Here is a 22866-nt window from a genome sequence, read left to right on the forward strand (position 1 = left end):
CCGAGCAGCCATGCCGGTCATCGGCGTCGGCATCGACGTGGTCGACATCGACCGCTTCGTGCAGGCCCTCGAGCGCACGCCGTCCCTGCGCGGGCGGCTGTTCACCGACGCCGAGGCCGTGCGTCCGCCCGCCTCGCTGGCCGCCCGGTTCGCCGCCAAGGAGGCCATCGCCAAGGCGCTCGGCGCCCCGGTCGGGATGGCCTGGCACGACGCCGAGATCGTCTCGGAGGACACCGGCCGGCCGCGCTTCGAGATCCGGGGCACCGTCGCCGCCCGCGCGGAGGCGCTCGGCGTCGCGCACGTGCACGTCTCCCTCTCCCATGACGCCGGCATCGCCTCGGCCGTCGTCGTCCTCGAGGGATAGGCCGAGGGACGAGTCGTGCTGCACGCCCACACCGTGGAGGCGGTACGCCGCGCCGAGGCCGCCGCGATGGCGCGCCTCCCCGAGGGCGCGCTGATGCAGCGCGCCGCCGCCGGACTGGCGGCCGCCGTCCTGGAGCTGCTCGGCGGCGGCTACGGCCGCCGGGTGCTGCTGATCGTCGGCCCGGGCGACAACGGCGGCGACGCCCTGTGGGCGGGCGCCCGCCTGGCCGCCCGCGGCTCACGGGTGGAGGCGCTGCTGCTCGCCGACCGCGTGCACGAGGCCGGACTGGCCGCGCTGCGGGCCGCGGGGGGTCGCGCGACGCACGACCTCGACCGCCTCCACGCGGCACCCGACGTGGTCGTCGACGGCATCGTCGGGATCGGGGGCCGCCCCGGCCTGCGCCCGGAGGCGGTGGCAGCGCTCGAGCGGTACGACGGCGTGCCGGTCGTCGCCGTCGACGTGCCCTCCGGCGTGGACGTCGACTCCGGCCGGGTCGAGGGCCCGCACGTCCGGGCGGACCTCACCGTCACCTTCGGCACCCACAAGGTCGCCCACCTCGTGGACCCGGCCTCGACCGCCTGCGGCGCGATCCACCTCGTCGACCTCGGCCTGGCCGGCGACCTGGGCCCGCCGGCGCTCGAGGCGCTCCAGCCCGACGACGTGCGCGCCCTGCTGCCCCGGCCGGGCCCCACCGCGCACAAGTACACCCGCGGCGTCGTCGGCGTGCGTGCCGGCTCGGACACCTACCCCGGGGCGGCGCTGCTCGCGGTCGCCGGCGCCAACACCGGCCTGGCCGGCATGGTCCGCTACGTCGGTCCGGCCCACGTCGCCGACACCGTCCGCTCCGTGCACCCCGAGGTGGTCGGCGCCGGTCGGGTGCAGGCCTGGGTCGTCGGCCCCGGGGGAGGGGACGACGCGGGAGCGATGCTCGACGCGGCCCGCGCCGACGGCGTCCCGGTCGTGGTCGACGCCGACGCGCTGCGCCACGTCGCAGCGCCGCTGCCGGGCTGCGTGCTCACGCCCCACGCCGGCGAGCTCGCCGCGATGCTGGGCGTGCAGCGCGAGCCGGTGGAGGCCTCGCCGCTGGAGCACGTCCGCGAGGCCGCCCGCCGGTGGGAGTGCGTGGTCCTGCTGAAGGGACACCACACGCTCGTGGCCGACCCCGGCGGCCGGGTGCGGGTGACCACGACGGGCGTGCCGTGGCTGGCCACGGCGGGCGCGGGCGACGTGCTGGCCGGACTCGTCGGCGCCCTGCTCGCGGCGGGGCTCGAGCCGCACGACGCGGCGTCCGTCGGCTCCTGGCTCCACGGCGCCGCGGCGACCGAGGCCGCGGCCGGGGGGCCGCTGACCGCGACCCGCGTCGCCGTCCAGATTCCGCGGCTGGTGCGCGAGACCCTGAGCGGTGCGCGATGATCGCCCCCATGACCGATCCCGCGCCGCACCGCGCCGAGATCGTGGTGGACCTCGCTGCCATCCGGCACAACGTCCGCGTCCTCAAGGACCTGGTGAGCGTGGACCGGCCGGTGCGGCTGATGGCGGTCGTCAAGGCCGACGGCTACGGCCACGGGATGGCCGAGGCCGCCGCGGCGGCCCGCGCAGGCGGGGCCGACTGGCTCGGCGTGGCGACGATCGACGAGGCACTGGCCCTGCGCGGGGCGGGCGACCGCGGTCCGCTGCTGTGCTGGCTCAGCGCGCCCGGCGACGACTTCGCCGGCGCCGTCGCCGCCGACGTCGAGGTGACGGCGTACTCCGTGGCCGAGCTCGACGAGATCGCCGCCGTGGGTGGGGCGCGCGTCCAGCTGAAGGTCGACACCGGCCTCTCCCGCGGCGGTGCTCCGCGCGACGCGTGGGCAGCCCTGTTCGCGGCGGCGGCCGCCCACGAGGCCGCCGGCCGGGTGCGCGTCACCGGCATCTGGTCGCACTTCGCCGCCAGCGACGAGCCCGCGCACCCCGCCAACGACCAGCAGGAGGCGGCGTTCCGGGAGGCGCTCGCGCTGGCCGGGCAGGCAGGGCTCGACCCGGAGGTCGCCCACCTGGCCAACTCGGCGGCGGCGCTCCTGCGTCCGTCCTCGCACTTCGACCTGGTCCGGTGCGGCATCGCGTCCTACGGCCTGGACCCGGCACCCGGTGCCAGCCCGCGGGTGGGGCTGCGTCCGGCCATGTCCGTGCGGGCCCGGCTGGTGATGAGCAAGGCGATCGCGGCCGGCGACGGCGTCTCCTACGGGCACACCTGGCACGCCCCCGAGGACACGACCGTGGGCGTGGTGCCGGCGGGCTACGGCGAGGGCGTCCCGCGCGCCGCCGGCAACACCGCCGCGGTCTGGGTCGACGACTCCCTGCGCCCGATCCGGGGCCGCGTGTGCATGGACCAGTTCGTGGTCGACCTGCACGGCGAGCTGCCGCCTCCCGGCACCGAGGTGGTCCTCTTCGGCCCCGGTGACCGCGGCGAGCCGACCGCCCAGGACTGGGCCGAGGCCACCGGCACCATCAGCTACGAGATCGTCACACGCCTCGGCGGGCGCCTGGTCCGCAGGTACGTCGACAGCGACGCGACGGAAGGAACCCCCCGTTGAGCATGAAGGGCCGCATCTTCGGCACCGTGGTGGGCGCGGCCGGGCTGGCTGCCGCCGCCGGCGCGGTCGGCATCGCCCGCCAGAACCGGGTCATCGGCAACCGTGCCGCCGGCGAGCAGGTGGCGTTCGGCGCGCTGCACAGCCCGCCCCGCGTGGTGGTCGCCGACGACGCGGTCGACCTCCACGTCGAGATCGACGAGCCGGACGACTTCGGCGGCCCCGCGGCGACCGACGACGACCTCACCGTCGTCTTCGTCCACGGCTACTCCCTCAACCTGGACAGCTGGCACTTCCAGCGCGCCGCCTACCGCGGGCAGGTCCGCACCGTCTTCTACGACCAGCGCAGCCACGGCCGGTCCGCCCGCTCCGCGGAGGAGAACTGCACGCTGGCGCAGCTGGCGCACGACCTGCGCCGCGTGATCGAGCACACCGTCCCGGGCCGGTGCGTCGTCGTGGGCCACTCGATGGGTGGCATGAGCGTGATCTCCCTCGCCGAGCAGCATCCCGACCTCTTCGGCGACAAGGTCGTGGGCGCCGCGCTCATCTCGACGACGGCCGGTGGGCTCGACCCCGGCCGCGTCCTGTTCCCGATGCTGCCGCTCGGGCTCGGCGGGCGGTTCATGGGGCGTGCGGTGCGCACCCTCGACCGGGGGCACCGGATCGTCGACCTCGCCCGCGTGTGGGGCCGCGCGGTGGCCGACGTGGTGACCGACCGCTACGCCTTCGGCGACGACGTGCCCGCCTCCCAGGTGGAGTTCGTCTACTCGATGCTCAACGCGACGCCGTTCGCCGTGGTCGCGGACTTCTACCCGGCCTTCGCCACCCTCGACCACTTCGAGCACCTCGAGCCGTTCGGCCGGGTCCCCACGGCCATCGTCTGCGGCACCGAGGACAAGGTCACCCCCATCGGCCACAGCCGCAAGCTGCACAGCAGGATCGCCGGGTCCAGCCTCCTCGAGTGCGAGGGCGCCGGCCACATGGTGATCCTCGAGCAGCACAAGCAGGTCACCGCCGAGCTCGACGACCTCATCTCGCTCGCCCAGGGCCAGGTGCTGTCGTGAGCGTCGTGGTCCGCCGCGTCGGCCCGGAGGCGGCCGCCGAGGTGCTCGCCGTGGTGCGGGAGGCGTTCGGTGACCGGCCACCGCTCGACCCGCCCGCCGACGCCCTCGGCGACGACGCCGCCTCGATCGCGCGCCTGCTCCGCCGCCGCGGCGGCCTGCTCGCCGAGGTCGACGGGCGGCCGGTGGGCTGCGTGGTCCTCGACCCGGCACCCGACGGGCTGGTGCTGCGGCGCTTCGGCGTCACGCCCGACGCCCAGGGGCAGGGCGTCGCGACGGCGCTGGTCGAGGCGGCCGTGGAGGCGGCCGCGGGCCGCTCGGCGGTCAGGGTCCTCGCCCGCGAGGAGCTCCCCGGCACGGTGGCGTTCTGGGAGGGCAACGGGTTCGTGGTCACGGGACGCTCGAGCCCGTACGTCGAGCTGGCGCGCTGGCTCGGCACCACCTTCGACGCGCCGGACGCCGAGACCATGCGGGGACTGGGGGAGAGGCTGGGGCGCACCCTCGTCGCCGGCGACCTCGTGGTGCTGACCGGCGAGCTCGGGGCCGGCAAGACCACCTTCACGCAGGGCCTCGGCGCCGGCCTCGACGTCCGGGGCGGCGTCACGTCGCCGACGTTCGTCATCGCCCGGGTGCACCCCGCGCTGGGGGACGGCCCGGACCTCGTGCACGTCGACGCCTACCGGCTCGGAGGGCTCGACGAGCTCGACGACCTCGACCTCGACGCGTCGCTGGAGGACTCGGTGACCGTGGTGGAGTGGGGCGCCGGCCTCGCCGAGGGCCTGGCCGAGTCCCGCCTCGAGGTCGTCATCGAGCGGAGCGTCGGGGACCACCCCGGTGGCGCGGACGAGGAGGCGCTCGACCCGCGCCGCGTTTCCCTGCGCTGGGTCGTCGGACAGTAACCTCGACGCCGTGCTCCTCGCCTTCGACACCGCGACCCCGCTCGTGACCGTCGCGCTCCACGACGGGGACCGGGTCGTCGTGGAGCACTCGTCCGAGCAGCCGATGAAGCACGGCGAGCACCTCGCGCCGCTCATCGCCCGCGCGCTCGAGGACGCCGGGATCGTGCGCCAGGACCTCACCGCGATCGCGGTCGGGGTGGGTCCCGGTCCGTTCACGGGCCTGCGCGTCGGCGTCGTGACCGCGCGGACCCTCGGCTTCGTGCTCGACATCCCGGTCTACGGGGTGTGCTCCCTCGACGCGATCGCGCTCGAGGCCGCCGCCACCGGTGCCGCACCGGGCAGCTTCCTGGTCGCCACCGACGCCCGGCGCAAAGAGGTCTACCTCGCCTCCTACGACGCCGACGGTCGCCGCCTGGAGGGCCCCGTCGTGACCCGGCCCGCCGAGGTCGCCACGGACGCCCCGGTCGCCGGCGCGGGCCCAGAGCTGTACCCCGACGCCTTCCCCCGGGCGCTCGCGCCGGCGCGGCCCAGCGCCGGCTGGCTGGCTGCGGGAGTGGGCTCGGAGCTCGTAGGATTGCTGGACCCCGAGCCCCTCTACCTGCGGCGCCCCGACGCGGTCGCCGGCGCACCCAGAAAGCCCGTCTCGTGATCCGTGCCGCCACCCTGGCCGACCTGCCCGCCCTCGTCGCGCTCGAGCAGGAGCTGTTCGGCGTCGACGCGTGGAGCGAGGCGCTGGTCCGCCAGGAGATCGAGGGCCCCGGTCGGCGCTTCGTCGTGGCCGACGACCTCTCCGGCTACGGCGTGACCATGAGCGCCGGTGACATCATCGACCTGCTGCGCATCGGCGTACGACCCGAGGCGCGGCGCAACGGCATCGCCTCGCGCCTGCTCGACGAGCTGCTCGTCGACACCCACGGCGCCTCGCGCATGCTGCTGGAGGTGAGTGTGGCCAACGCCCCGGCGCTCGGCTTCTACGTCGCCCGCCAGTTCAGCGTGATCGACGTGCGCCCCCACTACTACCGCGACGGCTCGGAGGCGCTGGTGATGTGCCGCTGGCTGCCGGGTGCCGCGCGCGCGGAGACGGCGACGGCGCATGACTGACGAGCCCCTGGTCCTCGGCATCGAGACCTCCTGCGACGAGACGGGCGTCGGCATCGTCCGTGGCCACACGCTCCTCGCCGACACGGTGGCGAGCAGCGTCGAGGAGCACGCGCGCTTCGGCGGCGTCGTCCCCGAGGTGGCGAGCCGGGCGCACCTCGAGGCGATGGTGCCCACCATCGAGCGCGCCGCGGAGACCGCCGGCGTCGCGCTGAGCGACATCGATGCCGTCGCGGTGACGAGCGGGCCGGGGCTGGCCGGTGCGCTGCTGGTCGGCGTCGCCAGCGCCAAGGCGCTGGCACTCGGTCTCGGCAAGCCCATCTACGGTGTCAACCACCTCGCCGCGCACGTCGCGGTCGACCAGCTCGAGCACGGCCCGCTGCCGGAGCCGTGCCTGGCGATGCTGGTCTCCGGCGGGCACTCGAGCCTGCTCGAGGTGACCGACGTGACCGTGGGCGTCGAGCCGATGGGCTCCACGATCGACGACGCCGCGGGGGAGGCCTTCGACAAGGTGGCCCGGCTGCTCGGTCTGCCGTTCCCCGGCGGTCCGCACATCGACAAGCAGGCGCGCAGCGGCAACAGCGTCGCCATCGACTTCCCTCGCGGTCTCACCAGCCGGCGCGACCTCGAGCGGCACCGCTTCGACTTCTCCTTCTCCGGCCTCAAGACCGCCGTGGCCCGCTGGGTGGAGACCCAGCAGCGCGAGGGCGCGACCGTCCCCGTCGCCGACGTGGCGGCCTCCTTCCAGGAGGCGGTGTGCGACGTGCTCACCCGCAAGGCGATCGACGCCGCGTCGAGCCGGGGGATCGAGGACATCCTCATCGGCGGCGGCGTCGCGGCCAACAGCCGCCTCCGCGCGATGGCCGAGGAGCGCGCGTCGGCCGCCGGGATCCGCGTCCGCGTGCCGCGGCCCGGGCTCTGCACCGACAACGGCGCCATGGTCGCCGCGCTCGGCGCCGAGCTCGTCGCCCGCGGCCGTACGCCGTCGCTGCTCGACCTGCCGGCCGACTCCTCGCAGCCGCTCACGACCGTCGTCGCCTGACGCCGCGTCCGGCGCGGACGCCTCGGAGGGCAGTCGCGGGCGGGAGGTCAGTCGAGGACGCCCGGAGCGACGTCCTCGTCGCCGAGCCAGTCCTGGTCGAGGACCAGGCCGTCGCGCTTCGCGGTCCGGTCGCGCTCGCCCTTGCGGCCGCCACGACCGGCCCCGCCGGCCGTGCCCCCGGCGCCGGCGGCTGCCGCCCCACCGGTGGCACCTCGCGAGCCGGCAGCGCCGCGAGCGCCGCCGGCGCCCACCGAGCCGGAGGCTCGGGCGCCGCGTCCGCCGGCCGAGCCGGCCGAGCCGGCGGAGCCCCGGGTCGTGGGGCTGCCGGCGGCTGCCCCACCGCGGGCCGCCGTCGGGCTCGTGGCGGCGGCCGGCCGCGAGAGCGCTGCTGCCCCGGCGCTGCGGGTGGTGGCGCCGATGGGGCGGGCCGCGGTGCTGCCGGCGGCCGAGGGCCGGACGCCTCCGGTCAGGCTGCTCGCGCCGCCCGGGACCCCGGCCGCCCCCAGCGCGGCCGCGGTGACCCCGGAGGAAGCGGTGGCGGAGGCGGAGAGCGGGCCGGGGGCCGAGGCGACCGGGGTGGACGGGGCGGACGGGGGCTGGTGGGTGACGCCGGCCTGCTGGCTGCCCGCCACGGTCGTGGTGCCGGCGGGGTCCGCGGGGACGACCGGGGGGTGCCCCGTGGGCGTCGTGGGCGTGGTGGGCGTGGTGGGCGTGGTGGGAGTGGTCGGCGTCGGGTCGGTGGGGGTCGTGGGCCTGGTCGGGTCGGTTGGGTCGGTGGGCTTCGTGGTGGTGTCGTCACCGTCGTCGCGGCCGCCGTCGGTCCCGGGGACGGTGTGGCCCTCGACCCAGTGGCCCTGCGCGCCGCCGCGGGTCCCACCGCCGCCGCCTCCACCCCCACCGGTGGGCGGCGGGGCCTGGGTGCCGGGCAGGTAGGTGCCGCCGGGACCCGACGGGACCCGGGTGGGCGGCTCGGTGGGGTCCTGCTGCCCGTGGATCGCGGCCATGGGCGGGATGGCGGAGAGGAAGGCGGAGTCCAGCTCCTTGGTCAGGGCGAGGGACCTGGCCTCCTGCCGGTCGTACTGCGTCTGCCAGGTGCTGCGCTCGTTCTCGCGGGCCTGCGAGGCGTCGGCCCGGGCCTGCAGGTCCTCCCGGGTCAGCTCGACCCCGGGGGTGCCGGGAGGCGCCTGGTAGGGCGGCGGCTTGGGACCGAGGTCGGCCATCGCGTCACGCGCGTCCTTGGCGTGGTCGATCTGCTCCCCGACGGCCACGAGCGCGTCGCCTGCCGCGCGGAGCTGCTCCGCCTTGTCGGCCATCGAGGCCGCGGACTCCTCCATGCCGGCGCGCAGCGCCGGGCCGGTGAGCGTCTGCTCGCCGATGCGCAGCTCGGCCTGGCCGGCGGCCTTGCGCAGCGCGTCGCCGAGCGTGGTGAGGTCGGCGGCCTTGCGCCGCCAGTCGCGGCCGGCGTTCTGGAGCGCTCCGCCCGCGGCCGAGTCGAGGTACTGGTCGAGGCGGAGGCGGTGAGGTCCCTTCGTCACGGTCGTCAGTCCTGGCTCTCGGTCGGGAGGGTGCACTGGCTGGAGCTGAAGTCGGGCGCGGCGACACAGTCGGTGGCGGCCTGGATCCGACCCAGGGTGGCGGTCGTCTGCTCGGTGGTCTGCTGCACGTCGTGCTCGAACGCCTCGAGCGACTGGCCCATCGCGCGCAGCCCGGCGACCATCCGCGCCAGCTCCTCGGCGACCGCCTCGTGGGCCATCTGCACGTTGGTGGCGAGGCGGTGGCCGCCGGTGAAGGAGTCGCCGAACGACGTGCCCTGGACGGGCGTGAGGGGGTCGGACTCCAGGCCGGCGGCAGCGGTGTCGAAGGAGGCGAGCAGCGACGAGATCGTCTCGGGGTCGATGTTGAGCCCGAGCATCGTCTGGTTGAGCAGTTCCCTGTCTTCGAGCGGCAGCATGCGCTGTCCCTTCCCCGGCACGGGCACGCCGAAACCACGTGGTGCAGATGATTTGCACGCTGTGCACGACCGGCCCTGGTGGCGTACGTGCTAGCGGACCTCCGCCACGGACAGGCCCGAGGCGCCGGCGCTGGCGATGCCGACGCGCTGCACCGTGCCGTCGAGCCCGAGCTGGACGACGTAGTAGTCCTCGCCGTGCATCACGCGCACCACCAGGGTGTCGTCGTCGGCCCAGGCGATGCGGTCGTCGATGCCCACGATCTGGCGACGCCCCGCAGCCACCTCGAAGTCCACCACCGGCTCGCCGGTGGTCGCGTCGAGGACCGCCAGCGTCGGGGAGCCGTACGCGCCGCCGGAGGCCACCAGCCCGACGACGTGCCGACCGTCCGGGCTGAACGAGGTGAGCGCGTAGTCGCAGGTGTCCCACATGACGCCGCCGCTGCCGGCCCGGCCGTCGACCACGGCGGAGCACGAGCCCTCGACGGTCGAGCGGGTGACGCCGGCGACGGCGCCGGTCGCGGGCGAGGCCGCCTCGGCCTGCATCAGGCCCGGCAGCTCGACGGGGGTGTCGCCATCGGCGACGAAGTCGGTGATGCGGCCGGTGCCGTCGTTCTGCCGGACGACCACCTCGACCTCGGACACGAAGCCGACGGGCTCGACCCGCTGGTCCTCGGGCCCCGGCGGGAACCTCAGGTAGGTCCACTCGACGCCGCCACCGACCTCGGCCATGACGACCTCCCACCGGGAACCGGTGTACTCGGACCAGGCGACCCTCGTGCCGTCCGGGCTCACGACCAGGCCGCCGGTCGGACCACCGCGGTCCTCGACCTCGAGGTCGGCCGTGAGGAACTCCAGGGTGCCCCGGCCCTCGTCCATCGTCACTCCCACCCAGCCGTCGCGGTAGGGCGTGAGGGTGTCGAAGACTTCGGGCAGGGTGAGCGTGCCGTCGGAGGTGATGAGGCTCGGGCCGTCGACGTCGACGAGCGGGACCGGCGTCGAGTCCACCACCTCCGCGCTGCGCGGGTCGATGCGGACCGTCCCGGTGACGGCGGGGGCGGGTGGCTGCGTCGCCGGCGGGACGTCGCTGCGCGGTGCCGGATCCACCATGCCGACGCCGACCGGCACGGCGACCGCCAGCACGGCGGCGACGGCCGCGCTTGCGGCGGCGGCGCGCCGGCGCCTGATGCGGCGCGCACGCGTGCGCACGTCGGTCACGGTGAGCGGCGCGCGGTGCAGCGGCGCGGCCGTGCGGTGCAGGGCGTCGTGGACCTGGTCCTCGAGGGGAGTGGGGCTCATCGGGCATCGTCTCCGGGCTCGTGGGGGTGCAGCGACCGCGGGGCGCGGGCCCGGAGGCCGGCGAGCGCGCGGCTGGCCTGCGACTTCACGGTGCCGACCGAGACGCCGAGGACGTCGGCGATCTCGGCCTCGCTGAGCTGCTCGTAGTAGCGCAGCACGATCACCGAGCGCTGCTTGGCCGGCAGGGTCTGGACGAACGACCACAGCGCGCCGCCCATGCCGTCGTCGTAGGTGTCGACGGTGCCGGTCTCGGGCAGCACGTCGGTGCTGTGCTCGCGGCGCTTCCAGGCGCGGCGCCACAGCGAGTTGTTCTCGTTGACCATGATCCGGCGGACGTAGCCGTCGAGGGCCTCGCGGTCGCGGACCCGGTCCCAGGAGAGGTAGAGCTTGGCGAAGGCGTTCTGGAGGAGGTCCTCGGCGCCGGCGTGGTCGCCGGCGAGCAGGTACGCCGTCCGGTAGAGGGCGGCCTGGCGTGCCGACATGTACGCCGAGAAGTCGGCGTCCTTGTCCGCGCGGGAGTCCGCGGCGCCGTCCGCGGTGCCGTCCGCGGCCCTGTCGGACCGCTGGTCCTGCGAGCCCATCTGCTTCTCCGGTCCGCCCTCGATCAGTGTCATGGACACCATCCACCTCCTTCCGCCTTGGTGGTCGCTTGCGGGTGGCTTGCGTGCTGGCGTGTCGGATGAGGACGCACCCGGCTCGAGCGGGGTTGCATCGGTTTGGGAGGCTTCGTCGCACTCGTCCCCGTCGTCGCCCAGGAGGCACCGATGCAGCAGGTCCAGGCCGTGGTCGCGCTCGCCAAGGGCGAGCCCGTCGAGCTCACCACGATCAACGTCCCCGACCCGGGTCCGGGCGAGGCGGTGGTGCAGGTGCAGGCCTGCGGCGTCTGCCACACCGACCTGCACTACCGCGAGGGCGGGATCAACGACGACTTCCCGTTCCTGCTCGGCCACGAGGCGGCCGGCATCGTCGAGTCGGTCGGTCCCGACGTCACCGGCCTCGCCCCGGGCGACTTCGTGGTCCTCAACTGGCGGGCGGTGTGCGGCGACTGCCGCGCGTGCGACCGCGGCGAGCCGTGGTACTGCTTCTCGACCGCCAACGCGACCCAGAGGATGACGCTCGCGGAGGGGGACCTCGCCGGCACGGAGCTCACCCCGGCGCTCGGCATCGGCGCCTTCGCGGAGAAGACCCTCGTGGCCGCGGGGCAGTGCACCAAGGTCGATCCGTCGGCCCGTGCCGCCGCCGTCGGGCTCCTGGGGTGCGGGGTGATGGCGGGGCTCGGGGCCGCGATCAACACCGGCGGCGTGGGCCGCGGGTCCACCGTCGCGGTGATCGGGTGCGGCGGCGTCGGGGCCGCGGCGATCGCCGGGTCGGCGCTGGCCGGGGCGTCGCGGATCATCGCCGTCGACATCGACGACCGCAAGCTCGAGGCGGCGCGCAGGCTGGGGGCCACCCACACGGTCAACTCGTCGGAGGTCGACGCGGTCGCCGCCATCCGCGAGCTCACCCCGCCGGCCGACGGCACCGGCCACGAGGGCGGGGCCGACGTGGTGATCGACGCGGTCGGCCGACCCGAGACGTGGAAGCAGGCCTTCTACGCCCGCGACCTCGCCGGCACGGTGGTCCTCGTCGGCGTGCCCACGCCGGAGATGAAGGTGCCCGACATCCCGCTCATCGACGTCTTCGGCCGTGGCGGCTCGCTGAAGTCGTCGTGGTACGGCGACTGCCTGCCCTCGCGCGACTTCCCCATGCTCGTGGACCTCTACCAGCAGGGCCGGCTCGACCTCGACGCCTTCGTGACCGAGGAGATCGGCATCGGCGACGTCGAGGCGGCGTTCGAGAAGATGCACCACGGCGACGTGCTGCGATCGGTGGTCGTGCTGTGAGCGCCGGCGGTGGCCTGCGGGTCGACCACGCCGTCGTGTCCGGCACCTTCAGCCTCGACGGCCAGACCTTCGACGTCGACAACAACGTCTGGGTCGTCGGCGACGACGAGGAGTGCCTGGTCGTCGACGCCCCGCACGACGTCGACGCGATCCTGCAGGTCGTCGCCGGGCGCAGGGTGCGGGCGATCGTCTGCACGCACGCGCACGACGACCACGTGCGCGTCGCGCCGGCGCTGCGGGTCGCCACCGGGGCGCCGATCCTCCTGCACCCCGACGACAGGCCGCTGTGGGAGCTGACCCACGGCGGCGACGAGGAGGGCGCCGAGCTGTGGGACGTCGACCTGTCCGACGGGCAGGCGCTCACGGTCGGCGGCACCACCGTCACGGTCATCCACACGCCCGGCCACGCCCCGGGGGCGGTGTGCCTCCACGTGCCCGACCTCGGGTGCGTCTTCACCGGCGACACGCTCTTCGAGGGCGGCCCCGGCGCGACGGGCCGGTCCTACAGCGACGCCGACCTCATCAAGGAGTCCATCCGCTCACGCCTGCTCGGGCTCCCCGGCGAGACGGTCGTGCACACCGGTCACGGTCCCGACACGACGATCGGCGCGGAGCGGGTCAACGTCTGAGCCCGTCCGTGCGGGGTGGCGTCCCGGCCGTGCCACCATGACGTGGTGCGCCACCGGTCCGCCTCCCTGCTCGCGAGCCTCGTCCTGGTCGCCTCGACGGGCGCGTGCGACGCCGGCACCGGAGGGGGGGACCGGGAACGTCCGGGCGCGGGTCCGGCGGCCGCCGCACCGACCGTCCCGCCCACGCCGTCGGAGCGGCTCGGCCTGGGCGTCGGCTGGGGCCCCGACCGAGCGGAGCTCGACCGGGCCGCGCGGATGGTCGGCCGGATGGCGCTGGCCGACCTCGCCGGCCAGGTCATCGTGGCCGACTGGCGCGGGACCGCCGCGCCGGTGCGGATGGTCCGAGACCTGCACCTCGGCGGCGTCATCGCGTTCTCCTCGAACGTCGCCTCGGCCGAGCAGGTCGCGGCGGTCAACGCGACGCTGGCGCGGCAGGTCCGCCGGAGGTGGCCGCTGTTCATCGGCGTGGACCAGGAGGGCGGCGTGGTCGAGCGGCTGCGCGGCGCAGCCACCCGGTTCCCCGCCTTCATGAGCACCGGGGCCGCGGCCGACCCGGCGCTCACCCGGCGGGCGTACGCCGCGGGGGCCGGCGAGCTGCGCCGCCTCGGGTTCACCGTCGACTTCGCGCCCGACGCCGACGTGACGTCCGGCCCGGACGACCCGACCATCGGGTCGAGGTCCGCGTCGTCGCGTCCGGCCGACGCGGCCGAGCAGGTCGTCGCCGCGGCGCGGGGGTTCGCGGCCGCCGGCGTGCTGCCGGTCGTCAAGCACTTCCCCGGCCACGGCTCGGTGCCGGCCGACAGCCACCTCACGCTGCCCGTGCAGGACGGCAGCCTGCGCCGGCTCGAGGCCACCGACCTGGTCCCGTTCCGCAGCGCGGTCGAGGCCGGCCTGCCCGCGGTGATGGTGGGCCACATCGACGTGCGCGCCGTCGACCCGCGCGTGCCGTCGTCGCTGTCGCGGAAGGTGACCACGGGCCTGCTGCGGGAGGAGCTGGGGTTCGGGGGCCTCGTCGTCACCGACTCCCTGGAGATGGCCGGTGTCACCCGCGGTCGGGACCCCCGGCGGACGGCGGTGCAGGCGATGCGAGCCGGCGCGGACGTGCTGCTGATGCCCCCGTCGCCGGCCGTGGCGCGCAGCGCGCTCGTCCGGGCCGTCCGCAGCGGCGCGCTGCCGCGCCGCCGCCTCGAGCAGGCGGCGGCCCGCCAGGTCGCCCTGCTGAGCCACCTCGCCGCGGTGGAGGCCGCGCCGGGGGGCTCGGCGGCCGAGGCCTCGCGTGCCCTCTCCGCGGCCGCGGTCACGGTGACCGACGGCAGCTGCTCGGGACGCCTCGTCGGCGACGCGGTCCACCCCTACGGCGACCCCGCCGCGGTCGCTGCCTTCGTGCCTGCGGCGCAGCGGGTCGGCCTCACCGTGCTGCTGCGCCGCTCGCCGCCGGCCGACCTCGCCGAGGCGCGGCCGAGGCCGGAGCGCCGCGCGAAGGAGCGTCGGCGCGCCTTCGAGAGGCGGCTCGCGGCCTGGCGCAGGGCGGAGGCCGCTCGGGCGCGACGCCTGGACGCGTGGTCCGAGCGCGAGGAGGCCCGCCTCGCGGCAGGCACCCGGATCGGCTTCACCGGCTTCCGCAACGCCCCCGTCGACGGCACGGTCGCGGTCGCCACCGACACGCCGTGGGTGCTGGGACGGGTCACCGCGCCCACGCGCATCGCGACGTACGGCGACACCCCGGCCGCGATGGACGTGCTGGTGGAGGTGCTCAGCGGCAGCCGGCGCGCCCCGGGCCGGCTGCCGGTCGAGGTCCCCGGCGTCGCGCGGGCGGGTTGCTGACCGGCCTCAGAACGGCTCGACCAGCAGGGCCGTGCCCTGGCCCGCGGCGCGGGTCAGCACCAGGGTCGCCTCGTTGTCCCCCCGCAGCGACAGCCGCTTGCGCAGCTCCTCGGGCACGACCTGGACGCCGCGCTTCTTGATGGTCAGCCGCCCGATGCCGCGCTCGTGCAGCGCGCTCCTGAGCTGCTTCTCGCGGTAGGGCAGGTGCTCGACGACGCGGTAGCCGCGCGCGAACGGGGTGCGGAACGACGCGTCGCTGGTGACGTAGGCGATGTGCTCGTCCACGAGCCCACCCCCGACCCCGGCGGCCACGGCCGTCACCAGGCCGGCCCTGATCACCGCGCCGTCGGGCTCGTAGAGGAAGGCGCCGACGGGGCGCACCTCGGCGGCGGGATCCCCGGGCGGCGGGGCGTCCTCGTCGGTGAGCGTGGCCAGGCCGCGCTCGCCGATCACGGTGGCGCGGCGGTCGGTCGTGGCGAGGCGCGGCGACCACAGGACCGCCTCCTTGACCTCGCCGCGGTCGCTGACCCACTCCGCCTCCGCGCCGGCGGGCACCAGGTCGTGCCCGATGCCCGGGGCGACCTTGACCAGCGCCCGTCGGGTCAGCAGGTCGAGCACCCACGGCCAGGGCGGCGTCCAGCCCTCGACGTCGAAGACCCGTCCCCGGCCGCCGCGCCGTGCGGGGTCGGCGAACGCGGCGTCGAAGCCGCTGACGTCGACCGTGGTCGCGTCACCGGTGTGGACGGCGCCGGCGAGGCCGAGGGCCTCGAGGTTGGCGCGGGCCATCTCCGCGCGCACGGGGTCACGGTCGACCCCGGCCGCGACCAGCCCGGCGCGCGCGAAGGCGAGCAGGTCGCCGCCGATGCCGCAGCCGAGGTCGACGACGCTGCCTCCGGGGACGGCCGCGGCCACCCGCGCCGCGCGGTGCTCGGCGACCCGTGCCCGGGTGGCCTGCTCCAGCGCGTCGGGGGTGAAGAACATCCGGTGCGCGCTGTCGCCGAACTTGCCCACGGCCTTCGCGCGCAGCTGCGCCTGCGTCGTGGCGGCGGCGGCCCTCTCGGCGTCGGGCTCGGCGCGGCGTACGACCGCGGCGACCCGCACGGGGTCACCGGCGTGCTCCTCCCAGGCCTCGGCCGCGAGGACGAGCAGGCGGGCGCCCTCGGTCGTGCGCAGCCAGGCGAGCGTCTCGATCTCCACGTGAGCATCCTGTCAGGCGGTCCCGGACTCCCCGCTAGCACTCGCTCGGCCAGAGTGCTAGCGTCTGATCTGGCACTCTCCCCCTGAGAATGCCAACGCTCGCGAGCCTGGCACGACCCCCGCGACGGCGTGCCGACCGGACCGCGAGCCCACGTCCTGGAGCCGCCCGGCTCCTGAAGAGTCTCGTGAAGAGAAAGTGGAGGTTGATCCGAAGTGTCGGTCAACATCAAGCCCCTCGAGGACCGCATCGTCGTGCAGACGGTCGAAGCCGAGCAGACCACCGCCTCCGGCCTGGTCATCCCGGACACCGCGAAGGAGAAGCCCCAGGAGGGCGAGGTCGTGGCGATCGGTCCCGGTCGCGTCGACGACAACGGCAACCGCGTCCCGATCGACGTCGCGGTGGGTGACAAGGTCATCTACAGCAAGTACGGCGGCACCGAGGTCAAGTACGCGGGCGAGGAGTACCTCATCCTGTCGGCCCGCGACATCCTCGCCGTCGTCTCCTGACGCACCTGGCATCCCGGCTGGCGCAGCGCCAGCCGGGATCCGTGCACGTCCGGTCCTGAACCTTTCCTAGGAGCACACAGATGCCCAAGATCCTGGAGTTCGACGAGAACGCCCGCCGCGCCCTCGAGCGCGGTGTCGACGCCCTCGCCAACGCCGTCAAGGTCACGCTCGGCCCCAAGGGCCGCTACGTCGTCCTCGACAAGAAGTGGGGCGCCCCCACGATCACCAACGACGGCGTGACCGTCGCTCGCGAGGTCGAGCTCGACGACCCGTTCGAGAACCTCGGTGCCCAGCTCACCAAGGAGGTGGCGACCAAGACCAACGACATCGCGGGCGACGGCACCACCACCGCCACCGTGCTGGCCCAGGCGATGGTCCACGAGGGCCTGCGCGCCGTCGCGGCAGGTGCCAACCCGATGGGCCTCAAGCGCGGCATGGACGCCGCGGCCGAGGCCGTCGGCGACGCGCTGCGCGAGGCCGCCCGCGAGGTCGAGTCCCGCGAGGACATGGCGTCGGTCGCCACGATCTCCAGCCGCGACAGCCACATCGGCGACCTGCTCGCCGAGGCCTTCGACAAGGTCGGCAAGGACGGCGTGATCACGGTCGAGGAGTCCAACACCATGGGCACCGACCTCGAGTTCACCGAGGGCATGCAGTTCGACAAGGGCTACATCTCGGCCTACTTCGTCTCCGACCCGGAGTCGATGGAGGCCGTCCTCGACGACCCCTACATCCTGCTGCACCAGGGCAAGATCTCCTCGATCCAGGAGCTCCTCCCGCTGCTGGAGAAGGTCATCGCGACCGGCAAGCCCCTCTTCATCCTCGCCGAGGACGTCGAGGGCGAGGCGCTCTCGACGCTGGTCGTCAACAAGATCCGCGGCACGTTCAACGTCGCCGCGGTCAAGAGCCCCGCCTTCGGTGACCGCCGCAAGGCGATGATGCAGGACATCGCGATCCTCACCGGCGGCCAGGTCGTGGCCCCCGAGGTCGGGCTCAAGCTCGACCAGGTGGGCCTCGAGGTGCTCGGCCAGGCCCGTCGCGTGGTCATCACCAAGGACAACACCACGATCGTCGACGGCGCGGGCGACAGCACCGCCGTCGAGGGCCGGGTGAACCAGATCAAGGCCGAGATCGAGAACACCGACTCCGACTGGGACCGCGAGAAGCTCCAGGAGCGCCTCGCCAAGCTCGCCGGCGGCGTCTGCGTGATCAAGGTCGGCGCCGCCACCGAGGTGGAGCTCAAGGAGAAGAAGCACCGCATCGAGGACGCCGTCTCCGCGACGCGTGCCGCGATCGAGGAGGGCATCGTCCCCGGCGGTGGCTCCGCCCTCATCCACGCCGTCTCCGTGCTGCAGGACGACCTCGGCCTGACCGGCGACGAGGCGGCCGGTGTCCGCGTGGTCCGCAAGGCCGCCGACGAGCCGCTGCGCTGGATCGCCGAGAACGGTGGCGAGAACGGCTACGTCGTGACGTCCAAGGTCCGTGAGCTCGGCGTGGGCAACGGCTACAACGCCGCCACCGGCGAGTACGGCGACCTGGTCGGCCAGGGCGTGCTCGACCCGGTCAAGGTCACGCGCTCCGCGCTGGTCAACGCGACGTCGATCGCCGCGATGCTGCTCACGACGGAGACCCTCGTCGTGGACAAGCCCGAGGAGGAGGAGCCCGCGGCCGCCGGTCACGGGCACGGCCACGGCCACTGAGCCCCCGCACGACCCGCAGCAGGCCCGCACCGGACTCCGGTGCGGGCCTGTCGCGTCACCGGAGGATCTCGCTCACGTGCGCCCGGGCGCCGCTGCGGCCGAACACCTCGCTGACCCGCCCCGCGGGCTCGTTCCACAGGAAGAGGTCGCCGGGGGCCGGTCCCTGCCCGACCGCCCAGGACGAGTGGGCCTCGCTGAGCCGCAGCAGGCGGCCGCCCCCGATGTCGTAGACGTACGTGCCGCCGCTCGCCCGGCCGTACGCCGTCAGGGTCAGGAAGTCCCCGCCGGCGACCAGCCGGCCGCCGTCGACGCCGTCGTCCTGCACCGTGACGACCTGCTCGCCGTCGGTCGTGACCACCTGCACCCGGTCGTCGCGGACGCCGTCGCCGTAGGTGCCGCAGTACTGCGACATCGCGATCCGGTCCCCGGCGACGTCGAAGCCCAGCAGGTTGCACCGCGCGCCCAGCCGCGGGTCGAACGACGTCTCCTCGCCCGTGTCGAGGTCGCGGACGTGGACCCGGCCGGCCGCACCGTTGGAGGAGTCGGTCCACACCAGGGAGTCGCCGTCGAAGTCGAAGGCCCCGACCCGCAGCCGCTCGTCGCGCACGTCCCCGGTGTCGGTGAGCGACGCCGACCAGAGGTCGAAGGTGTCGCCCTCGGCATCGGCGTCGTCGGCCTCGCCGCCGGGCCCCGTCGGCCAGCCGCCCTCGGGCACCTTCCCCCGGGTCGCCGGCACCGGGACGTAGAGCCGGCCGTCGGGGCCGACCTCGGCACCCCACGGCTCGCTCGCGCGGCGCAGCTCGGGCCACGCCAGGGAGCGCCACCGTCGGTCGGCGCGGTCGAAGACGTGCGCCGTCAGGCCCGCGGACGGGCCGTCGGTCACGAGGCCGTCGTCCGGGCTCACCAGCACGAGGCGGTCCTCCGACAGCTCCACGGCCCACAGCTGCGCCTGGCCGACGTCGGGACGCGGCAGCCAGTCCTTCTCGCCGGTGGCGGGGTCGAGGAGCGCGAAGCGGGGGAACAGCTGGTCCGAGCGCGGGCCGTCGCGGGAGAGCAGGAGCCCGTCGTCCGTGACGCCGTCGACGTACTGCCCGTTGTCGGCGTCGAGGTCCTCGTTGGCGTACGTCGTGACGTCGCGGTAGTCGGTCCCCTCGACGGCCGGACGGGCCTCGGCCAGGCGGACGGTCGGACCGGCCGGACGCGGGATCCCCGCGGCCTCGAGGTCCTCGGGGGCGGGGTCGACCCACGCGACCGACGCCAGGGCGACGACCCCGGCGGTCAGGGCGCCGGCGCCGACCACGCCCGCGCGGCGCAGCCGGACCCGCCGGCGACCCGACCGCAGCACCGCGGACAGGTCGCCCGGCGCCTGCGGCGGCGCCGACGACGCGTCCCGCAACAGCTCGCGCAGCTCGTTCACCATGACACCGCTCCCTCGGCCTGCTCGCCCGACGGCGAGTCCTCCAGCACGGACCGGAGCGAGAACAGCGCGCGCGAGGTCTGGCTCTTCACCGTGCCCTCGGTGCACCTCAGCAGCGCCGCGGTCTCGGCGACCGAGAGGTCCTCGAAGTACCTCAGCACCACGCACGCGCGCTGTCGCGGCGGCAGCCCCGCCAACGCCGCCATCAGCGTCTGCCGGTCGACGACGGCCGTCGCGACGTCCTCCGCCGAGGCGAGCGCGGGGTCCGGCTCGGTGGGGCGCTCGGTGCTCGACCGGCGCCGGGCGTGGTCGAGGTATGCGCTGACCACCGCCTTGCGCGCATAGGCGAGCTCCCCGCCGTTGCGCACCAGCCGCGGCCACCGGACGTACACCCGGACCAGGCCCTCCTGGACGAAGTCCGAGGCCCGGTCCCAGTCGCCGCACATCAGGTACGCCGTGCGCCGCAGGCGCTCACGCGCCGACGCGGCGAACTCCACGAACGCCGCCTCGTCACGCACTGTCTCGCTCCATGTCGTTCCCAACGCGGCGATCCGCCCCGGAGGTTGCACGCGGTCCCAGACACTGTCCCAGACCGGCCGGCCCGCCACGTAGAATGCACGAGTGGAGATCCCGGAGAAGTTCGCTGCGCTCGGCCTCACCTACGACGACGTCCTGCTGCTGCCGGGTGAGTCCGACCTCGCCCCGAGCGACATCGACACCACGACGCGCCTCACGCGCGAGATCTCGATCCGGGTGCCGCTGATCAGCGCGGCCATGGACACCGTCACCGAGTCGCGGATGGCCATCGCGATGGCCCGCGAGGGCGGCCTCGGGGTGCTGCACCGCAACCTCTCGATCGAGGACCAGGCCTACCAGGTCGACCTCGTCAAGCGCACCCAGACCGGGATCATCTCCAACCCCATCACCATCGGGCCGGACGCGACGCTGGAGGACCTCGACCGCGTGTGCGGCGAGTACCGCGTCTCCGGGCTGCCCGTGGTCGACCTGGGCAACCGGCTCATCGGCATCATCACCAACCGCGACCTGCGGTTCACCCCCGTGGCCGAGTGGGCCACCACCAAGGTCAGCGAGGTGATGACGGCCGAGGGCCTGGTCACCGGGCACCCCGGCATCTCCCGCGACGAGGCCACGGCGCTGCTGCGCCAGCACAAGCGCGAGCGGCTGCCGCTGGTCGACGACGAGGGTCACCTCACCGGCCTCATCACCGTCAAGGACTTCGTCAAGGGTGAGCAGTTCCCGCACGCGTCGTACGACGACGACGGCCGGCTGCTCGTCGGCGCGGCCATCGGCTACTTCGGCGACGCGTGGGAGCGGGCGACCCGCCTGGTCGAGGCCGGTGTCGACGTCCTGGTCGCCGACACCGCCCACGGCCACGTCCACCTCCTCCTCGACATGGTCAAGCGGCTCAAGTCCGACCCGGCCACCCGCCACGTGCAGGTGATCGGCGGCAACGTCGCCACCCGCGCGGGCGCGCAGGCGTTCGTCGACGCCGGCGCCGACGCCGTCAAGGTCGGCGTGGGCCCCGGCTCGATCTGCACCACGCGCGTCGTCACGGGCGTGGGCGTGCCGCAGGTCTCGGCGGTCTACGAGGCGTCGCTGGCGTGCAAGCCCGCCGGGGTCCCGGTCATCGCCGACGGGGGGATGAAGCACTCCGGCGAGATCGCCAAGGCGCTGGTCGCCGGCGCCGACTCGGTGATGCTCGGCTCGCTCCTGGCCGGGTGCGAGGAGTCGCCCGGGGACCTCGTGTTCGTCAACGGCAAGCAGTACAAGTCCTACCGCGGGATGGGCTCGCTGGCGGCGATGAGCAGCCGGGGCAAGAAGTCGTACTCCAAGGACCGCTACTTCCAGGCCGAGATCGCCAGTGACGACCACATCGTCCCGGAGGGCATCGAGGGGCAGGTGGCCTACCGCGGGCCGCTCGGTCCGGTCGCCCACCAGCTCGTCGGCGGGCTCACCCAGTCGATGTTCTACGTCGGGGCCCGCACCGTCCCCGAGCTGCAGGACAAGGGCCGCTTCGTCCGGATCACGAGCGCGTCGCTCACCGAGAGCCACCCGCACGGCGTCACCATGACCGCCGAGGCGCCCAACTACTCCGGCCGGTAGACCAGCAGCGCGCCGCTCCTCAGGTCGCCCTCGGAGACCATCCGCGTCGTCGGCCGCTCGCCGGCCAGTGTCTCCATACCCTGCCCGACCACCTGGCCCGCGCGTTCGGTTGCCTCCCCGAGTCGACGGGACCCGCGGGAGTGGTGGGAGACTGTGCCCCGTGACCGAGATCGAGATCGGCCGTGCCAAGCGCGGTCGCCGCGCGTACTCCTTCGACGACATCGCGATCGTGCCCTCGCGGCGCACCCGCGACCCCGAGGAGGTCAGCACGGCCTGGCAGATCGACGCCTACCGCTTCGACATCCCGGTCCTCGCGGCGCCGATGGACTCCGTGATGTCGCCGTCGACCGCGATCGCGCTGGGCCAGATGGGCGGCCTCGGGGTGCTCAACCTCGAGGGCCTCTGGACCAGGTACGACGACCCCACCGGTCTGCTGGAGGAGGTCGCCGGCCTGCAGGGGCCGGAGGCGACGCGCCGGATGCAGGAGATCTACACCGAGCCGATCAAGCCGGAGCTGATCACCGCCCGGCTCGCGGAGGTGCGCGCCGCCGGCGTGACCGTCGCGGGCTCGCTGTCGCCGCAGCGCACCCGCGACCACGCCAAGACCGTCGTCGACGCCGGCGTGGACATGTTCGTCATCCGCGGCACGACCGTCTCCGCGGAGCACGTCAGCAGCCAGGCCGAGCCGCTGAACCTCAAGGAGTTCATCTACGAGCTCGACGTCCCGGTCATCGTCGGCGGGTGCGCCACCCACCAGGCCGCCCTCCACCTCATGCGCACCGGCGCGGCGGGCGTGCTCGTCGGCTTCGGCGGCGGCGCCGCGCACACCACGCGCACGGTCCTCGGCGTCGCCGTGCCCATGGCCAGCGCCGTGGCCGACGTCGCCGCCGCGCGCCGCGACTACCTCGACGAGTCCGGCGGCCGCTACGTGCACGTCATCGCCGACGGCTCGATCGGCAGCTCCGGCGACATCGCGAAGGCCATCGCCTGCGGCGCCGACGCGGTGATGATCGGCTCCCCGCTCGCCCGTGCGAGCGAGGCGCCGGGGCGCGGCTTCCACTGGGGCAGCGAGGCCACGCACGCCGAGCTCCCGCGCGGCGAGCGCGTCGAGTTCTCGCCGGTCGGCTCGCTCGAGGAGATCATGTTCGGTCCCTCGCGCGTCGCCGACGGCACCATGAACCTCGTCGGCGCCCTGCGGCGCGCGATGGCGACCACGGGCTACACCGAGCTCAAGGAGTTCCAGCGCATCGAGGTCGTCGTCCACCGCTGACGTCCGCGCCGGGCGCCGCTCGGAGGGCTCGACA

At 74.8% G+C, this 22866-nt stretch carries 22 protein-coding genes; 15 read left to right on the forward strand and 7 right to left on the reverse strand.

Annotated elements, in window-relative coordinates; genetic code table 11:
* The first annotated feature begins 10 nt into the window (after positions 1-10).
* From J3P32_RS12085 to tsaD, 8 genes are read left to right on the forward strand one after another with little or no spacing between them, the layout of a single operon-like run.
* Positions 11-364 (forward strand): holo-ACP synthase, encoded by a 354-nt coding sequence (locus J3P32_RS12085; RefSeq protein WP_210439984.1) that lies wholly within the window; start codon positions 11-13, stop codon positions 362-364.
* 15 nt (positions 365-379) lie between these two features.
* Positions 380-1777, forward strand: coding sequence for an NAD(P)H-hydrate dehydratase (locus J3P32_RS12090; RefSeq protein ID WP_210439985.1), 1398 nt, complete (start codon positions 380-382; stop codon positions 1775-1777).
* A gap of 8 nt (positions 1778-1785) precedes the next feature.
* Positions 1786-2937 (forward strand): alanine racemase, encoded by a 1152-nt coding sequence (gene alr / locus J3P32_RS12095; RefSeq protein ID WP_210439986.1) that lies wholly within the window; start codon positions 1786-1788, stop codon positions 2935-2937.
* 2 nt (positions 2938-2939) lie between these two features.
* Positions 2940-3998, forward strand: a complete 1059-nt coding sequence (locus J3P32_RS12100) for an alpha/beta fold hydrolase (protein ID WP_210440778.1) — start codon at positions 2940-2942, stop codon at positions 3996-3998.
* Positions 3995-4894: a tRNA (adenosine(37)-N6)-threonylcarbamoyltransferase complex ATPase subunit type 1 TsaE gene (gene tsaE, locus J3P32_RS12105; protein WP_210439987.1), complete on the forward strand. Its 900-nt coding sequence runs from the start codon at positions 3995-3997 to the stop codon at positions 4892-4894. Before J3P32_RS12100 ends, tsaE begins: the two co-directional genes overlap by 4 nt.
* A 10-nt stretch (positions 4895-4904) precedes the next feature.
* Entirely contained in the window at positions 4905-5543 is a 639-nt protein-coding gene (gene tsaB / locus J3P32_RS12110; RefSeq protein WP_210439988.1) for a tRNA (adenosine(37)-N6)-threonylcarbamoyltransferase complex dimerization subunit type 1 TsaB, read from the forward strand.
* Complete coding sequence (locus J3P32_RS12115) at positions 5540-5995, forward strand: GNAT family N-acetyltransferase (protein ID WP_210439989.1); 456 nt, start codon at positions 5540-5542, stop codon at positions 5993-5995. The genes tsaB and J3P32_RS12115 overlap by 4 nt, the downstream gene beginning before the upstream one ends.
* The gene (tsaD, locus tag J3P32_RS12120) at positions 5988-7034 is read left to right on the forward strand and encodes a tRNA (adenosine(37)-N6)-threonylcarbamoyltransferase complex transferase subunit TsaD (protein WP_210439990.1); all 1047 of its coding nucleotides are present in this window, start codon (positions 5988-5990) and stop codon (positions 7032-7034) included. The genes J3P32_RS12115 and tsaD overlap by 8 nt, the downstream gene beginning before the upstream one ends.
* Positions 7035-7081: 47 nt before the next feature.
* Here the strand turns inward: tsaD and J3P32_RS12125 are convergent, their stop codons facing one another.
* The 4 genes from J3P32_RS12125 to J3P32_RS12140 form a co-directional block, all read right to left on the reverse strand.
* Positions 7082-8569, reverse strand: coding sequence for a hypothetical protein (locus J3P32_RS12125; RefSeq protein ID WP_210439991.1), 1488 nt, complete (start codon positions 8567-8569; stop codon positions 7082-7084).
* Positions 8570-8574: 5 nt separating this feature from the next.
* A complete protein-coding gene (locus tag J3P32_RS12130) occupies positions 8575-8985 on the reverse strand; it encodes a hypothetical protein (protein ID WP_210439992.1) in 411 nt (136 codons plus the stop codon).
* 90 nt (positions 8986-9075) lie between these two features.
* Positions 9076-10281: a hypothetical protein gene (locus J3P32_RS12135; protein WP_210439993.1), complete on the reverse strand. Its 1206-nt coding sequence runs from the start codon at positions 10279-10281 to the stop codon at positions 9076-9078.
* Complete coding sequence (locus tag J3P32_RS12140; RefSeq protein ID WP_246850093.1) at positions 10278-10895, reverse strand: SigE family RNA polymerase sigma factor; 618 nt, start codon at positions 10893-10895, stop codon at positions 10278-10280. The genes J3P32_RS12135 and J3P32_RS12140 overlap by 4 nt, the downstream gene beginning before the upstream one ends.
* 150 nt (positions 10896-11045) lie before the next feature.
* Between J3P32_RS12140 and J3P32_RS12145 the strand changes: the two genes are divergently transcribed.
* The 3 genes from J3P32_RS12145 to J3P32_RS12155 are packed head-to-tail and all read left to right on the forward strand — an operon-like array spanning position 11046 to position 14617.
* Positions 11046-12164: an S-(hydroxymethyl)mycothiol dehydrogenase gene (locus J3P32_RS12145; protein ID WP_210439994.1), complete on the forward strand. Its 1119-nt coding sequence runs from the start codon at positions 11046-11048 to the stop codon at positions 12162-12164.
* Entirely contained in the window at positions 12161-12793 is a 633-nt protein-coding gene (locus J3P32_RS12150) for an MBL fold metallo-hydrolase (RefSeq protein WP_307861676.1), read from the forward strand. Before J3P32_RS12145 ends, J3P32_RS12150 begins: the two co-directional genes overlap by 4 nt.
* 45 nt (positions 12794-12838) lie before the next feature.
* Positions 12839-14617, forward strand: coding sequence for a glycoside hydrolase family 3 protein (locus J3P32_RS12155; protein WP_210439995.1), 1779 nt, complete (start codon positions 12839-12841; stop codon positions 14615-14617).
* Positions 14618-14623: 6 nt separating this feature from the next.
* Here the strand turns inward: J3P32_RS12155 and J3P32_RS12160 are convergent, their stop codons facing one another.
* Positions 14624-15814: a class I SAM-dependent methyltransferase gene (locus J3P32_RS12160; RefSeq protein WP_210439996.1), complete on the reverse strand. Its 1191-nt coding sequence runs from the start codon at positions 15812-15814 to the stop codon at positions 14624-14626.
* Positions 15815-16027: 213 nt separating this feature from the next.
* Here J3P32_RS12160 and groES point away from each other — a divergent pair, with 213 nt between their 5' ends.
* Together groES and groL are read left to right on the forward strand one after the other, a co-directional pair.
* Positions 16028-16321 (forward strand): co-chaperone GroES, encoded by a 294-nt coding sequence (groES, locus tag J3P32_RS12165; protein ID WP_210439997.1) that lies wholly within the window; start codon positions 16028-16030, stop codon positions 16319-16321.
* Positions 16322-16401: 80 nt separating this feature from the next.
* Positions 16402-18021, forward strand: a complete 1620-nt coding sequence (gene groL, locus J3P32_RS12170) for a chaperonin GroEL (RefSeq protein ID WP_210439998.1) — start codon at positions 16402-16404, stop codon at positions 18019-18021.
* 55 nt (positions 18022-18076) lie between these two features.
* Here the strand turns inward: groL and J3P32_RS12175 are convergent, their stop codons facing one another.
* A complete protein-coding gene (locus J3P32_RS12175; protein ID WP_210439999.1) occupies positions 18077-19441 on the reverse strand; it encodes a hypothetical protein in 1365 nt (454 codons plus the stop codon).
* Entirely contained in the window at positions 19435-19956 is a 522-nt protein-coding gene (locus J3P32_RS12180; RefSeq protein ID WP_210440000.1) for a SigE family RNA polymerase sigma factor, read from the reverse strand. Before J3P32_RS12180 ends, J3P32_RS12175 begins: the two co-directional genes overlap by 7 nt.
* A 103-nt stretch (positions 19957-20059) precedes the next feature.
* Between J3P32_RS12180 and guaB the strand changes: the two genes are divergently transcribed.
* Both guaB and J3P32_RS12190 read left to right on the forward strand, forming a co-directional pair.
* Positions 20060-21562, forward strand: a complete 1503-nt coding sequence (gene guaB / locus J3P32_RS12185; RefSeq protein ID WP_210440001.1) for an IMP dehydrogenase — start codon at positions 20060-20062, stop codon at positions 21560-21562.
* 160 nt (positions 21563-21722) lie between these two features.
* A complete protein-coding gene (locus tag J3P32_RS12190) occupies positions 21723-22832 on the forward strand; it encodes a GuaB3 family IMP dehydrogenase-related protein (RefSeq protein ID WP_210440002.1) in 1110 nt (369 codons plus the stop codon).
* Positions 22833-22866 lie beyond the last annotated feature (34 nt).

This window comes from Nocardioides xinjiangensis (assembly GCF_017916385.1).
Classification (GTDB): domain Bacteria; phylum Actinomycetota; class Actinomycetes; order Propionibacteriales; family Nocardioidaceae; genus Nocardioides; species Nocardioides xinjiangensis.